The 13818-nt window shown below is 72.9% G+C and carries 12 protein-coding genes and 2 pseudogenes; 5 read left to right on the top strand and 9 right to left on the bottom strand.

What is annotated here, in order from left to right; translation table 11 throughout:
- Positions 1-22 precede the first annotated feature (22 nt).
- The 7 genes and pseudogenes from ENC19_RS26620 to ENC19_RS26590 all read right to left on the bottom strand — a co-directional run bounded on the left by ENC19_RS26620 (position 23) and on the right by ENC19_RS26590 (position 5686).
- Entirely contained in the window at positions 23-739 is a 717-nt protein-coding gene (locus ENC19_RS26620) for a RibD family protein (RefSeq protein ID WP_164449816.1), read from the bottom strand.
- Positions 736-1377, bottom strand: a complete 642-nt coding sequence (locus tag ENC19_RS26615) for a GTP cyclohydrolase II (protein ID WP_164449815.1) — start codon at positions 1375-1377, stop codon at positions 736-738. Before ENC19_RS26615 ends, ENC19_RS26620 begins: the two co-directional genes overlap by 4 nt.
- An 11-nt stretch (positions 1378-1388) precedes the next feature.
- Positions 1389-2351: a lysylphosphatidylglycerol synthase domain-containing protein gene (locus ENC19_RS26610; protein WP_164449814.1), complete on the bottom strand. Its 963-nt coding sequence runs from the start codon at positions 2349-2351 to the stop codon at positions 1389-1391.
- A gap of 62 nt (positions 2352-2413) precedes the next feature.
- Positions 2414-3238 (bottom strand): methyltransferase domain-containing protein, encoded by an 825-nt coding sequence (locus ENC19_RS26605; RefSeq protein ID WP_164449813.1) that lies wholly within the window; start codon positions 3236-3238, stop codon positions 2414-2416.
- Positions 3235-4269, bottom strand: a pseudogene (locus ENC19_RS26600) (glycosyltransferase family 4 protein). Before ENC19_RS26600 ends, ENC19_RS26605 begins: the two are co-directional and overlap by 4 nt.
- 1 nt (position 4270) lies before the next feature.
- Positions 4271-4702, bottom strand: coding sequence for a 6-pyruvoyl trahydropterin synthase family protein (locus ENC19_RS26595; RefSeq protein WP_164449812.1), 432 nt, complete (start codon positions 4700-4702; stop codon positions 4271-4273).
- 3 nt (positions 4703-4705) lie between these two features.
- Positions 4706-5686 carry a zinc-dependent alcohol dehydrogenase gene (locus ENC19_RS26590; RefSeq protein WP_164449811.1) on the bottom strand — a complete coding sequence of 327 codons (981 nt, stop codon included), beginning with the start codon at positions 5684-5686 and terminating at the stop codon, positions 4706-4708.
- Between the two features lie 97 nt (positions 5687-5783).
- On the opposite strand from ENC19_RS26590, the pseudogene ENC19_RS26585 reads away from it, so the two are divergent.
- Together ENC19_RS26585 and ENC19_RS26580 are read left to right on the top strand one after the other, a co-directional pair.
- Positions 5784-6547 (top strand): annotated as a pseudogene (locus ENC19_RS26585) (CDP-alcohol phosphatidyltransferase family protein); the annotation flags it as partial.
- Between the two features lie 72 nt (positions 6548-6619).
- On the top strand, positions 6620-8359 hold the full coding sequence (locus ENC19_RS26580; protein WP_208021030.1) for a sulfatase-like hydrolase/transferase: 1740 nt from the start codon (positions 6620-6622) through the stop codon (positions 8357-8359).
- Between the two features lie 11 nt (positions 8360-8370).
- Here ENC19_RS26580 and ENC19_RS26575 read toward each other — a convergent pair whose 3' ends face one another.
- Positions 8371-9414, bottom strand: a complete 1044-nt coding sequence (locus tag ENC19_RS26575; protein WP_164449809.1) for a TRM11 family SAM-dependent methyltransferase — start codon at positions 9412-9414, stop codon at positions 8371-8373.
- Between the two features lie 132 nt (positions 9415-9546).
- Positions 9547-10728 (bottom strand): snapalysin family zinc-dependent metalloprotease, encoded by a 1182-nt coding sequence (locus ENC19_RS26570; protein WP_164449808.1) that lies wholly within the window; start codon positions 10726-10728, stop codon positions 9547-9549.
- A 229-nt stretch (positions 10729-10957) separates the two neighbouring features.
- On the opposite strand from ENC19_RS26570, the gene ENC19_RS26565 reads away from it, so the two are divergent.
- The 3 genes from ENC19_RS26565 (at position 10958) to ENC19_RS26555 (ending at position 13810) form a co-directional block, all read left to right on the top strand.
- Entirely contained in the window at positions 10958-11536 is a 579-nt protein-coding gene (locus tag ENC19_RS26565) for an AMIN-like domain-containing (lipo)protein (protein WP_208021029.1), read from the top strand.
- Between the two features lie 98 nt (positions 11537-11634).
- Entirely contained in the window at positions 11635-12315 is a 681-nt protein-coding gene (locus tag ENC19_RS26560; protein ID WP_164449807.1) for a response regulator transcription factor, read from the top strand.
- A gap of 13 nt (positions 12316-12328) precedes the next feature.
- On the top strand, positions 12329-13810 hold the full coding sequence (locus tag ENC19_RS26555; RefSeq protein ID WP_164449806.1) for a sensor histidine kinase: 1482 nt from the start codon (positions 12329-12331) through the stop codon (positions 13808-13810).
- The last annotated feature ends 8 nt before the right edge of the window (positions 13811-13818 follow it).

Raw genomic sequence — 13818 nt, 5'->3', positions numbered from 1 at the left:
GATGCGGCATGCGGCGCGACCGTCAGTCGGTCGACGGCGGCTCGCAGCGTTCGGACAACGCGTAGCGGGTGAGCACCACGTCACCGATCTGACGCGCCTCGACCACCTGCGCCCGCCGGCCCGGGTGCCACGGGAAGCTGCCCTCGCCGACGAACCTCGGCGCCCGCCGGTCCCCGACGAAGAACGGGGCCACCACCAGGTGCAGCTCGTCGGCCAGCCCGGCGGCGAGGAACTGGCCGTGCACGCCCGCGCCGCCCTCCACCAACAGGCGACCGACACCCCGCTCGGCCAGGTCGGTGAGCATCCATCGCAGGTCGACCGGATCACCGGCGTCGACCACGGTGGCCAGCTCACCGAGCCGGTGTCGGGTCTTCTCGACCGCCCCACCGGCGCTGTAGACGATCCGGTCGGTGTCACCCACGGTGAACAGCCGGGCCTCGGGGTCCAGGTCGCCACAGCCGGTCATGGTCACCCGGGTCGGCGATGCCGGCAGGCCACGGGCGACCCGGTCGGCCCGGCGCCGTTCGCAGCGCACCAGCAACCGGGGATCGTCACGGCGAACGGTGCCGGCACCGACCAGGATCGCGTCGCAGCCCGCCCGGACCTCGTCGACCCGGTCGAGATCCGCGTCGTTGGACAGCAGCAGCCGCTCGTCGGTGGCGTCGTCGATGTAGCCGTCGATCGAGGTGGCGCAGCTGAGCAGCACGTACGGCCGGGCCGCCCCGGACGAGGCGGTCACCGGACGAAGGGAAGGTCGGCGGCGCGGGCCGCGCGGCTGGCCTTCGCCGCGAGGTAGTCGGCGTTGGCCGGGGACAGGAACACTCCGGTGGGCACCTGCTCGGTCACAGTGATCCCGAGCCGCCCCAACTGCTCGGTCTTCTCCGGGTTGTTGCTCAGCACCGAGATCGGGCCGACACCGAGCGCGGCGAGCATCTGCGCCGCCACGGTGTAGTCGCGTTCGTCCTCGGCGTGACCGAGCGCGACGTTGGCCTCGAAGGTGTCCAGCCCCGCGTCCTGCAACGCGTACGCGTCGAGCTTGGCGTACAGCCCGATGCCCCGGCCCTCCTGGCGCAGGTAGAGCAGGTAACCGCCGACGTCGGCGATGCGCTGCACCGCCTCGCGCAACTGCGGCCCGCAGTCGCAGCGTTGGCTGCCGAACACGTCGCCGGTGAGGCATTCGCTGTGCGGACGGACCAGCGGCACGTCGCCGGCGCGTTCCGCCGCGCTGGGATCGCCGAGGCGGAAGGCGAGGTGCTCCCGGCCGTCGACGAGCCCGTCGAAGGTGAACAGTCGAGCCGTGGTGGTGTAACCGTCGGGAAACCGCAGCGGCACGGTGACCTGCGTCCGGATGGTGGCGACAGGCAGTGTTTCGGACATGGGTCTCCTCGTCAGACGGTGGCGGGTACACGGACACGTCGGGCCAGGAGCACGGCGGCTCCCGGCAGGCTCGCGACGAGCACCAGGGCGCCGTACACCGTCGCGGTGGCCACCCCCTCGGCGGCGGTCAGGCCCGCGGCGGCGAACGCCCACGCGGCCACCCCCTCGCGAGGGCCGAACCCGGCGACGTTCGCCGGCACCCCCATCGCGAGCAGGGCCAGCAGGGTCAGCGGCAACAGCAGGGTCAGCGGGGCGGTCGAACCCGCCGTGCGTGCGGCCACCAGGAAGGTCGCGAGGTGCCCGGCCACCGCCAGCGCGGAGGCGAGCAGGACCCCTGCCCAGGTACGCCGGCCGAGCAGCCCGAGGCGTACGTCCGACACGGCGGTGCCCAGTGCTCGGGCCCACCGGGAGGCGCCGGAGTGCGGCAGCAGCCGGGCCGCCACCACCACGGCGACCAGCACCGCCACCGCCACGGCGGTGGCCACCGGCAGGAACGGGCGCACCGGCGACGGGAAGGCGAACAGCAGCACCGCGGCGACCGCGACCAGCACCACCTGCCCGGCCATCCGTTCCCACACCACCGCGCGGATGCCGCGTCCGACGTCGCCCACGTCGCGGCCGTGCCGCACCGCGCGGTGCACGTCACCGAGGATGCCGCCGGGCAGCGTCGCGTTGAGGAAGATCGCCCGGTAGCAGTGGGCGACCGCCTCCCGCAGCGGCAGACGTACGCCGAGGCCACCGGCGACGAGGCTCCACCGCCAAGCGGCGCAGACGGTGGTGAGGACGCCGATGGCGAGCGCGGCGGCCAGCGCGGGCGCGTCGATCAGCCGCAGCCCGGCCAGGAACGGCCCGGTGCCGAGCCAGCAGAGCAGCCCGACGAGGACGGCCACTCCCAGTGCCAGTCGGGCCCAGCCCCAGAACGAACGGCGCGCCGGGGTCGCCGTGGGTGCGGCGTCGCCAGCTTCTTCCCCCACTCGTGCCTCCCCGGCATGACGATCTTCCCTGACTGTACGCACGTAGCTGGTCGGCTGCCGGTTCAACGGAGCAGCGCCAGCAGGTCGACGTGACCGACCAGTACCCCGAGGCGACCGCTTTCAGCCTCCGCCAGCCGACGTCGTGCGTACTCGTCTGTGTGGACGGTCAGGTCGGGGCGTTGCTCACGGGCCGCGTCGAGCCAGCCGGTGAACCACTCCGTCGTCAGGGCGGCCTGCTCCGACCCGAGCCGCCAGGGGCTGGGCCGCAGTTGCACGTCCACGCCGTGGCGGGCGAAGGCGGCGACGCAGGCGTCGACGGCGTCCGGTCCGAGCAACCGCCGGCCGCCGACGGTACGACGTTGGTGGGCGTTGAAGGCGGCGGCGACCTCCCCGTCCAGCGGGTCGGCCGGGGTCAACCGCACCGCGCCGGTCACGGAGATCAGGAACAACGCCGGGCAACCGGCCTCGGCACAGGCGGCGACCAGGCGGTCGAGTTCCTCGACGGTCAGCATGTCGAGCAGGGCCGAGGCGGTGACCAGGGCGGCGTCGGCCAGCTCGGCGGCGGTCAGCCGGGTCAGGTCGCCCTGGCGGGTCTCGACGGTGATCGGCGCCCCGTCGGCGGCGGTGGCCGGCATGCCGGCGCACGCCCGGGCCAGCAGGTCGGGATCCTGGTCGTACAGGATCCAGTGCTGGGCGCCGGGCAGCAGCGGGGCCAACCAGCGGCCCAGCGAGCCGGTCCCGGCGCCAAGATCATGCACCACCAGGGGGCCGTGGCCGGGCAGCGCCGTACGCAGCGTGTCGACAAGTTCGGTGGACCGGGCCGCCACGTCGGCGGGTTCGCGCAGCGCGAGCCACTTCGCGAAATCGGGCGGGAGTTCGATGCTCATGCCGACGCCTCCTTCAGGGCCGTGGTGATCCGGGCGACCGTGCTGTCCCAGTCCGCGAGGGTGTCCCGTCGCCGCACGGCGGCGTGCCGCAACTGCTCGCGCAGGGCCGCGTCGTCGAGCCAGCGGCGTAACGCCGTGGCGAGGGCGGTCGGGTCGTCGGGCGGCACCAGCAGACCAGGCCGGTCGCCCGCCGCCGTGCGACCGAGGGCGTTAGGCAGTCCGCCGACGGCGGTGGCGAGCACCGGTACGCCGCGCGCCAGCGCCCGGTGACCACCATCCCGTACGTCTCGCCCCGCGACGGGTGCACCAGCAGGTCGGCGGCGGCGTACGCGGCGTGCAGCCGGTCGCCGACCAACGGTCCGGTGAGTCGGATCCGGTCGCCGAGCCGGCCGGCGGTGATCCGCTCGCGCAGCCGGTGCACGAACTCCGGCTCCCGGTGCAGCGGTCCGACACAGGTGAGCGTCCAGTGCCGGTCGGCCACCGTGGTCAGCGCCTCGACCAGCACGTCGTGTCCCTTGTGTCGGGCGACCGCGGCGACGCAGAGCAGGGCCGATCCGGTGGCCGACCCGGGCGCCGGCGGGGCCGGGTCCACCCCGGGCGGGGCGACGTGCACCCGCTCGGCGGGCAGCGCGTACCGCCGCAGCAGCGCGTCGCGGGTCCAGGCGCTGGTGGCCACCACGGCGGTGACCGTGGCCAGCGCCCTGGCCTCGGTGTCGTCGTCTCGGGGCAGGTGCACCAGCGCGACCAGCCGCAATCGCCCGCGGTGGGCGGCGAGGACGTCCGGCACCACCGAGGCGACGAGGCCGTCGACGAGCACCAGCGCCCCGTCCGGCGTGCCGGCCAGCACGTCCGGCCAGCGCCGCCCGCGCCGCCGGGGACGGTCGCGGCCAGTCACCGGCCACGGCGTGCTCGCGCACCGACCAGCCGGCGGCGGTGAGCCCGGCGCAGATCCGCCGGTCGTAGCCGTTGCCGCCGCTGGGCGACGCCGGGTCGTCGATGTCGCCCGGCAGGATCACGTGCAGGATCGGCACGTCAGGCGGTGCCCTCACCGACGGCGGTCGAGCCGGGCAGCGCCCGCTCGTAGCTGGCCCAGGCCACGTGCGACTCGTGCAGGGTGACCGTGATGCCGGTCAGGCCCCGGGCGCCGCCGCCCAGTTGACCCGCGGCCACCCGGTCGGCGAGCCGGTCGGCGATGGTGCTGGCCAGCACCTCGGTGGTGGTGTTCCGCCCGGCGAACGCGGGTTCGTCGTCGAGGTTGCGGTAGTTCAGTTCGCCGAGCACCGCCTTGAGCTGGTCGGTGGCCAGTCCGATGTCGACCACGATGCCGTCGTCGTCGAGGTCGGGGCGGCGGAAGGTGGCGTCGACCACGAACGTCGCGCCGTGCAGCCGCTGGGCGGGGCCGAAGACCTCGCCGCGGAAGCTGTGGGCGATCATGATGTGGTCACGGACGGTAACGCTGAACACGGTTCACTTCCCGTCGTAGGTGATGAGGTGGCACAGCGCGGGCAGGTCGCCCCCGCTGAGTCGGGCGAGCACGTCGGGCAGTTCCGCGAACGGCGACCGGCCGGTGATCAGCGCGTCGAACCTCGGATCGGCGAGCAGGTCCAGGGCGAGTGCCATCCGGTCGGCGTAGCTGCGACTGCCACGTCGCGCCGGAGCCACCATGCCGACCTGGCTGCTACGGATGCTCAGCCGTCCAGAATGGAACGCACCACCGAGGGACAACTGCACCGGTCGGTCGCCGTACCAGCTCAGTTCGAGCAGGGTGCCTTCCGGTGCGAGCAGGTCCAGGCCGCGTTGCAGACCGGCGGCGCTGGCGCTGGCGTGCACCACCAGGTCACGGCCGTCGCTGGCGGTCTCGGGGGTGGCGAAGTCGACGCCCAGCGCGGCAGCCACCTCGGCGCGGGCCGGATCGGTGTCCACCAGTTCCACCCGTACGCCCGGGAAGCGGGCCAACAGGGCGGTCACCGCGCAGCCGACCATGCCACCGCCGACCACGGTCACCCGGTCGCCGACCAGGGGCGGGGCGTCCCACAACGCGTTGACGGCGGTTTCCACCGTGCCGGCCAGCACCGCGCGGGCCGCCGGCACGTTTTCCGGTACGACGGTCACCGCCTCCGCCGGCACCACGTACGCGCTCTGGTGCGGGTGCAGGCAGAACACCGTACGCCCGAGCAGGCGCGCCGGACCCTGCTCGACCTCGCCGACGCTGAGGTAGCCGTACTTGACCGGGGCCGGAAAGTCACCCTCCTGGAACGGGGCACGCATCGCGGCGTACTGGCTGGCCGGCACGCCGCCGGTGAAGACCAACGTCTCGGTGCCCCGGCTGACCCCGGAGTACCGGCTACGCACCAGGACCTCGTCGGCGCTCGGTTCCGGCAGCGTCACCGGACGGAGCTCACCCGCGCCGGGAGCCCGGAGCCAGAAGGCGAGGGCGGAACGCGTCACCGGTTTTTTCTCCTTACCTGCGTCCAGACCGAACCGATCCGTCGTATTTTCCGTAGTTCCCTGTCGGGGGGTCGTCGATCATAAACACGGAGGCACGGTGTCCACAGTTCGAACCAATCCGCAAATCGGGCTGATCGTCCAGATCGTCCTGCTGGCGGGGCTCGCCGCGACGGTCGGTCTCGGTGTCGCGGGCTGGCTGGCGGGCCTGGCGTACGGGGCGGTGACCTACCTGGCACTCGTGCGTGGGCTCCGTCACGCAGGCTCGGACCGACTGGGACCGGCCGACTGGGTGACCATGGGCCGTGGGCTGCTGGTCGGTGCGGTGACCGCGCTGATCGCCGACGCGCTGACCGACGGTCGCCCCGCCCCGGTGGCACTGCTGGTGGCGATGACGGCGGTGGCGCTGGCGCTCGACGCGGTCGACGGCAAGGTGGCCCGCCGTACCGGGACGACGAGCGCCCTCGGCGCCAGGTTCGACATGGAGGTCGACTCGTTCCTGGTGCTGATGCTGAGCCTGCACGTCGCGCCGTCGGTCGGTGCCTGGGTGCTCGCCATCGGCCTGATGCGGTACGTGTTCCTGGTCGCCGGCTGGCTGCTGCCCTGGGTCAACGCGCAGCTGCCGCACCGGTACTGGCGTAAGGTGGTCGCCGCGGTCCAGGGAGTCATGCTCGCGGTCGCCGCCGCCCAGGTGCTGCCCGGAGTACTGACCACTGTCGTGCTGGTGGTCGCGCTGGGGCTGCTGGTCGAGTCGTTCGGCCGCGACGTCGGCTGGCTGTGGCGCCACCGGCAGGTCCGGCCCGTCCCGGCCGTGGTGGTGCCGGTGGTTCCGACCATGCCGACGGTGCCGATCGGCGTCCGGCGGGCCGATCGGGCCGACGAGCGCGACCTGTCCACCGCCCCCGTCCTGTCGCTGCGCTGAGCCCGGAGACCCAGTTGTCGATCGCCGATCCGGCATCCACGCCCGACGCCGACCAGAACCCGAGCGCCATCACCGACCCGCTCGAACACACACACGGGACCGGGGCGGATGACGCCGCGTCCCGGCCGGCGCCGGTCACCCTGCGCCGACGGATCGTCGCGCGGGTGGTCACGGCGCTCGCCGCGCTGCTGGTGCTTGTCACGTTCACCCTGCCCAACCGGCCGTGGCAGCTGGAACCCGGCGCGTTTCTGCGGATCCCGCTGGAGGGGCTGTTGCTGGCCGCGCTGCTGCTCGCGCTGCCCGGTCGGCCCCGCCGGGTGGTGGCCGTGCTGGCCGGTGGGCTGCTCGGGCTCGTCGCCGTGGTGAAGGTCGGCGACCTCGGCTTCTACTCGTCACTGGGCCGCCCGTTCGACCTGGTGCTGGACTGGTCCCTGCTGGACGAGGCGTTCACCTTCGTGGCCGAGTCGATCGGCCGACCGGGCGCGATCGCCATCGCACTCGGGGTCGGGTTGGTTCTGCTGTCCGTACCGGTACTGACCGCTCTGTCGGCGGTGCGGCTGTCCGGGTTGCTGGCCCGACACCGCACCGGCAGCACGCGCGCGATCGCCACGCTGGTGCTGGTCTGGGCGGTGCTGGCCGCCTTCGGGGCACGGATCGTGCCCGCCATGCCGATGGCCGACACCAACGCCACGATCCTCGTGCAGGAGCACGCCGCCGAGGTCCGGGACCGGCTGTACGACCGCCAGGCGTTCGCCAACGAGGTGGGGGTAGACCCGTTCCGGGACGTGCCCGGCGACCAGTTGCTCACCGGGCTGCGCGGCAAGAACGTGGTGATCGCCTTCGTGGAGAGCTACGGCCGCGACGCGGTCACCGACGCCGAGTTCGCCTCCATCCCCCGGATGCTCGACGAGCGCGCCGACCGGCTGGCCACGGCCGGGTTCGGCACCCGCAGCGGCTTCCTCACCTCACCGACGATCGGCGGTGCGAGCTGGTTGGCACACGCCACGCTGCTCTCCGGCCTGTGGGTGGACAACAACCAGCGCTACCGGAACCTGCTCGCCACCGATCGGTTCACCCTCGGTGACGCGTTCCGGCGCGCCTCCTGGCGTACGGTCGGGGTGATGCCGGCGGTCAACCAGGCCTGGCCGGAGGGCGCCTTCTACGGCTACGAGCAGTTCTACAGCGGCCCCGACCTGGGCTACCAGGGCCCCAAGTTCGCCTTCGCCCCGATGCCGGACCAGTTCGCCATCCACCAGTTCCACCAGCGGGAGCTGGCCGGGCAGCAGGACCGTCCGGTCATGGCCGAGCTGGCCCTGGTCTCCAGCCACTCCCCCTGGACGAAGGTGCCGTCGCTTGTCGACTGGGACACCATCGACGACGGCGAGGTGTTCCGGCGGGGCATCATCGGCACGCCGACGGCGCAGGCCCGCACCGGCTACCGGCACTCGATCAGCTACACGCTGCGTACGCTCATTTCCTACGTGGAGCGCTACGGCGACGACGACACGGTGCTGGTCTTCGTCGGCGACCACCAGCCCGCGCCCGTCGTCACCGGCGAGAACCCGAGTCACGACGTGCCGATCCACATCGTGGCGAAGGACCCGGCCGTGTTCGAGCGGATCAACGACTGGGGCTGGCAGGACGGCCTTACTCCGGACGCCAACGCCCCGGTCTGGCCGATGCACGAGTTCCGCGACCGCTTCCTGACCGCCTTCGCCTCCACCGGATCCCGCCCCCAAGCCCACCCCCGCTGACCCCGCCGGGGTCAGGTGGGTTTTTGGGCTACCAGGACGTCGCGGACTATGGCCTGGTCGACTCGGTGGGTCAGGGTGCGCCAGGGGCCGGTGTCGAGGACGGTGAGGCCGGCCGCGGCCAGCCGGGCGGCGGCCTCCTCCCGCCGCGCGACGTTCGTGTTCCACGAGATGCCCAGCGCGCCGCCGGGGCGCAGCACTCGTGCCCAGCCCGGCGCGGCGGCGGTGAGCAGGGCGAGCGGGTCGCGGGCCAGGCCGGTCTCGGCGGTACGGCTGCCGTGCTGCACGCCGTACGGCGCGTCGGCCACCACCACGTCGATGGTCTCCGGGCGGAAGAACTCACCGACCCGGGTGGTGTCGGCGTTGACCACGTCCACGCACTGCACGTCGCCGGCCTTGTGGGCCTCCTTCGAGGCGGCCAGCTCCACCCGTAGTCGCCGGCCGACCACCTTGCGCTCCCGACGGATCGGCCCGGACTCCAGCACCCGGTGCTTGATCCGTTTGCGCTTCAGCCAGGTGTTCAGGAACGTCTGGTACGCCTCGAAGTCCTTGCTGTCGCGGTCCAGGCCGGCGGCGTCGAAGCCGTACATCATCGCCTGGTTGAGCGTGGTGCCCCGGCCGCACAGCGGATCGAGCACCCGGAACCGTCGGGTCAGCAGCTCGCCGGCCCCGTCCGAGGCGAGCAGCGTGACGTTGAGCAGCAGCTTGGTGAACTGCTCGTTGGTCTTGCCCGGGTACTTCTGGATGGTGAGCAGGTCGTCGTCGAAGCGGTCCAGCCGGGTCAACGGCACGGGTCGCAGCAGGTCGCCGACGAACTCGAAGATCGCGTACGCGCTGGAGAGGTTGCCCAGCAGCGCGGCGTCCCGCTCGCTCAGACCACCGACGGCCTCGAACGTGACGTAGCGCGCCCCACCGATCGTCGCGGTGGACACGTCACCGACGCGCCCACCGAGCACGGCGTCGCCGAAGATCTCCAGCTCCGCCCGGGTCAACTCCACCGCCGCCCCCGAGTACACCCGGTTACTCGACGGCAGACTCAACACCCCATATCTCGCCACGACCGCCCACTATCCCACCCCACCCCGCGCTCCCCCGCACAACCCTCGCCGATCATGCAGGTGTGGCACCCGGAACAGCCCGTTTCGGGGCGTTCGTGGGGCACCACACCTGCATGATCACGGCGGTGCGGGTCAGGAGGGCAGGCCGCCGACCTGGGTGTTGATCCAGGAGCGGATCGAGGTCAGGTCACCGTAGATGGACGGGGCGGTGGCGCAGGTGGAGCTGTTGTTACCGGCTCGGCTGGTCGCGCCGATCACGTTCCACACGCCGTTGATCCGGCGCACCTGCGGGCCGCCGGAGTCGCCGTAGCAGGCGCCGGCGTTGCCGTTGGTGTTGTTGGTGCAGATCTCGTACGGGCCGTTGATGCCGCTGCACCGGCTGTCGGCCACGATCGAGGTGTCCAGCTCGTGTGCCACGGTAGGCGCGGAGCCGCAGCCCCGGGGTGCGCAGGTCTGGCCCCAGCCGATGATCCGGGTGGCCGTGCCGACGGCACCGGAGCTGGTCGGGATCGGCGCGGGCGCGTAGCTGACCGAGCTGGCGAGTTGGAACAGCTTGACGTCGATGCTCGGGTGGTTGACCGCCCGGCTGACCCGGACGACAGTGCCGCCGCTGGTGCGGTTGATGCTGCCCACCCGCACCGACGACGGGGTCGGGCAGTGCTTGGCGGTGACCATCCAGTTGGACTTGATCAGGGTGCCGGTGCAGCCGGAGGTGTAGACCAGCCACGGGTAGTTCTCGGTGGCCGGGCGACCGTTGACCACGAGGATCCCGACCCCGGTGTCCTCGGTCCAGGTGTAGCTGCCGGCGGCCGACGCGCTCCTGCTGCCGGCGAAGAGCTGGTTGACCCGGCTCGCCTCGGCGGCACTGGGGTAGGCGTTGGTGCAGGACACCGGCGCGCTGCTGCCGGACATGAGATCGGAGCAGAGCCCGGTGCGCCGGTCGGGCAGACCGAGGATGTGACCGAACTCGTGGGTGGCGATCCGGGTGCGGTGGTAGCCCTGGTCGACCGCCTGCCAGCCCATCCAGATGCGTCCGGAGCCGAGCCCGGTGACCTGCGCCCGGGGCCAGCCGCTGTCGACGTAGATGGTGACGCTCGCGGGCGTGCCGGGCGCCAGCCGCACGTTGCTGACCCGGCTGTTCCAGATCTGCGCGGCCTGGTCGAAGTTGGTCCGGAACTCGCCGGCCCGGCTGGCGTCGTAGTAGACGGTCCGGGCCGCCGAGGCGCCGGCGGCGGTGGCCACCTGAAGCCCCGTCGCCGCCAGCACCGCCGCCAGCGCGGCGGTGGCCGCGCGCAGCAGTTGTCGTCGGATCATCACGCACTCCCTGCGGACTGAGCGGCGCGCCGACACGCCGCTATCGATGTGCGTGAATATTAATGGCCGCCCTTCGCTGGTAGTCATCGCGAAAGCGTCATACCGCCCACCGCTGTTACCCGCGCGTTACGCCACGGCGAAACTGCCGTGGCGTAGCGACGCGACGGTGGGACTTCACCAGGTCGAGCCCGCACGTCTCAGGAATCGGCGGGCCGGAAGGGAGCAGAAAATGAGGATCAGAAGGACCGTCACCACGCTGGTCGTGGCGCTCGCCACGCTGATCGCCGCGACCGCCACAGCCGCACCCACCGCCGCCAGGCAGGCGGCGACCGGCTCACCGTACTGCGGGATCACCTGGGGCAGCGGCGACAAGACCGCCGGGGCGCTCAGCTCCGCGCCGCTCGTCGACGTACGAACCGGTCGGCACGACTGTCACGACCGGGTGGTGTTCGAGTTCGACGGCCCGGTCACCGGCTACTCCGTCGGCTACGGCGAGACGTACACCGAGGGCGAAGGGTTGGCGCTGTCGCCGTACACCGCCGGTGGCGCGCTGCTGCGGGTCTCGCTGCGCGCCCCGGCGTACGACGACGAGCACCTCGCGACGGTGCCGTACCGGACCGGCGAGCACGTGGCGAACGTGCTGCGCTACCAGACCCTGCGCGACGTGGTCTTCGGCGGCAGTTTCGAGGGCTACAGCACCTTCGCTGTCGGCGTCCGCGCCCGGCTGCCGTTCCGGGTGTTCGTGCTGACCGGCCCCGGGGACCACAGCCGGATCGTGCTCGACGTGGCACACCAGTGGCAGGAATGACCGACCGCCGCGACGGGGGTCCGGCGCCGGCCGGCCCCCCGTCGTCGCCCGTCACGCCGAGCGACCTGCCGACCGTCCGGGACTACCCTGGGTGCATCATGGACGGCCGTGTGCTGGTGGTCGAGGACGACGCCTCCATCCGGGAGGTCATCGCCCTCGGGCTGCGCCGCGCCGGTTTCCGGGTGGCGACCGCCGCGGATGGCCGGCAGGCTCTGGCCACCTGGCGGGCCGGGACCGTCGATCTGATCGTGCTGGACGTCATGCTGCCCGGCGTCGACGGCCTTGAGGTGTGTCGGGAGATCCGACGCAGCAGTGCGGTGCCGATCCTCATGCTCACTGCCCGGACCGACACCATCGACGTGGTGGTCGGCCTCGAATGTGGCGCCGACGACTACCTGCGCAAGCCCTTCGACCTGCCCGAGTTGGTGGCCCGGGTCCGTTCGGTGCTACGCCGGGCGGTGGTGCCGCCCGAGCCCGGGCCGCTGCGGGTCGGCGACCTGGAGATCGACCCCGGCGCGTTCGTGGCCCGCCGGGACGGTGCCGAGCTGCCGCTGACCACGACCGAGTTCCGGCTGCTGCTGGAGCTGGCCCGCCGACCCGGACAGGTGTTCACCCGGGAGCTGCTGCTGGACCGCGTGTGGAACCACAGCTACCTCGGCGACAGCCGGCTCGTCGACGTGGCGGTGCAGCGGCTGCGCGCCAAGGTCGAGGCCGACCCGGGCAACCCTCGGCTGATCCGCACGGTACGCGGCGCCGGATACAAGCTCGTCGCCGGGTGAGCGGGCGACGGCGATGGGCAGCAAGCCGCCACCGCGGACGCCAGCGGACCGGCAGACGGTCCGCCCCGGCCGGTTGCGCCGCCGGCTGACCATCGCGTTCGTGCTGGTCGCCGGGATCTCCGCCGGGGTGCTCGCCGGTGGGTCGTACCTGCTGCTGCGGCAGGCCCGCTACGACGCGTCGCTGCACGCCGCCGCGGCCGACGCCCGGTACCGGCTGGTGCTCGCCGGGCAGTTCCTGCCGCTGACCGAGCAGCGCCGCACCGAACTGTTGACCAGCTTCGAGGGCAGCGGCCGGCACGTGGTGCTGATCGCCGGGGACACCTGGCCCTCGGACCCGGCGTACGCGCCGCCGCTGACCGAGCGGCTGCGCAGCACCGTCGCGGCCGGGCAACTCGGCTACCAGCGCAGCTTCGAACCGACCCGGCTGCTCGTGGTGGGCGGGCGGATTCCCGGCTCGACCGCCGAGTTGTACGTCATCACCGACGAGCGGGACCTCGCCGCCGGGCTGGAGCAGCTCCGCAACGCGCTCGGCGCCGGCTGGGTGCTCGTGGTGTTGCTGGCCGCCACGGTCGGGCACACCCTCGCCCGGCGCACCCTGGAACCGGTGGGGCGGGCCAGCCGGGCCGCGCGGGCCATCACCGAGGGTCTGCTCGCCACCCGGCTGCCGGTGGCCGGGCGGGACGAGTTCAGCGGGTGGGCCGCGTCGTTCAACGAGATGGCCGAGGCGCTGGAGGCGAAGATCGCCGCCCTGCACCGCGCGCAGGAACGGGAGCGGCGGTTCACCGCCGACGTGGCGCACGAACTTCGTACCCCGGTGACCGCGCTGGTGGGGGCGGCCTCGCTGCTGCGCGACCACCTCGACCAACTGCCCGGCGACGCCCGGCGCGCCGGTGAGCTGCTGGTCACCGACGTGGTCCGGCTGCGCCGGCTGGTGGAGGACCTAATGGAGATCTCCCGGCTGGACGCCGGGCGGGAGGCGGTGAGCGTGACCGACGTGGACGCGCCGGTCCTGGTGCGCCGGATCGTGGCCGCGCGCGGCTGGTCTGATCGGGTGACAGTCGACGGCGGCCCACTGTGGCTGCGCACCGACCCGCGCCGACTGGAGCGGGTGCTGGGCAACCTGATCGCCAACGCGGTGCAGCACGGCACCGGTGCGGTCCGGGTCCGGACGGCCCGCGCTGGAGACCGGGTGCACGTCGACGTCGACGACCAGGGGCCGGGCATCCCCGCCGAGCACCTGCCCCGCCTGTTCGACCGCTTCCACAAGGTCGACCCGGCCCGCTCCGGCGGAGGCAGCGGGCTCGGTCTGGCCATTGCCCTGGAGAACGCCCGACTGCTCGGCGGCCGGTTGACCGTGCACAGCACCCCCGGCGTCGGCACCCGCTTCCGGCTCGACCTGCCCCGCGTACCGACGGCGGAGCGCACCGGCTCCGCGCGGGCGCCTTCGGAACTGTCCGGCACGCTCGGACAGGAGCCGACCGGCGGCACCGGATGAGCCGCCGC

Origin of the sequence: Verrucosispora sioxanthis (assembly GCF_010560025.1) — a bacterium.
Taxonomy (GTDB): Bacteria; Actinomycetota; Actinomycetes; order Mycobacteriales; family Micromonosporaceae; genus Micromonospora; species Micromonospora palythoicola.
This window is presented reverse-complemented; position numbering and strand designations above follow the sequence as displayed.

Bases quoted from the DNA above. Each gene is read 5' to 3' on its own strand.
- ENC19_RS26605 (WP_164449813.1), bottom strand. From the start codon at position 3,238: ATGAGCATCGAACTCCCGCCCGATTTCGCGAAGTGGCTCGCGCTGCGC.
- ENC19_RS26555 (WP_164449806.1), top strand. From the start codon at position 12,329: ATGGGCAGCAAGCCGCCACCGCGGACGCCAGCGGACCGGCAGACGGTC.
- ENC19_RS26565 (WP_208021029.1), top strand. From the start codon at position 10,958: ATGAGGATCAGAAGGACCGTCACCACGCTGGTCGTGGCGCTCGCCACG.
- ENC19_RS26560 (WP_164449807.1), top strand. From the start codon at position 11,635: ATGGACGGCCGTGTGCTGGTGGTCGAGGACGACGCCTCCATCCGGGAG.
- ENC19_RS26615 (WP_164449815.1), bottom strand. From the start codon at position 1,377: ATGTCCGAAACACTGCCTGTCGCCACCATCCGGACGCAGGTCACCGTG.
- ENC19_RS26570 (WP_164449808.1), bottom strand. From the start codon at position 10,728: ATGATCCGACGACAACTGCTGCGCGCGGCCACCGCCGCGCTGGCGGCG.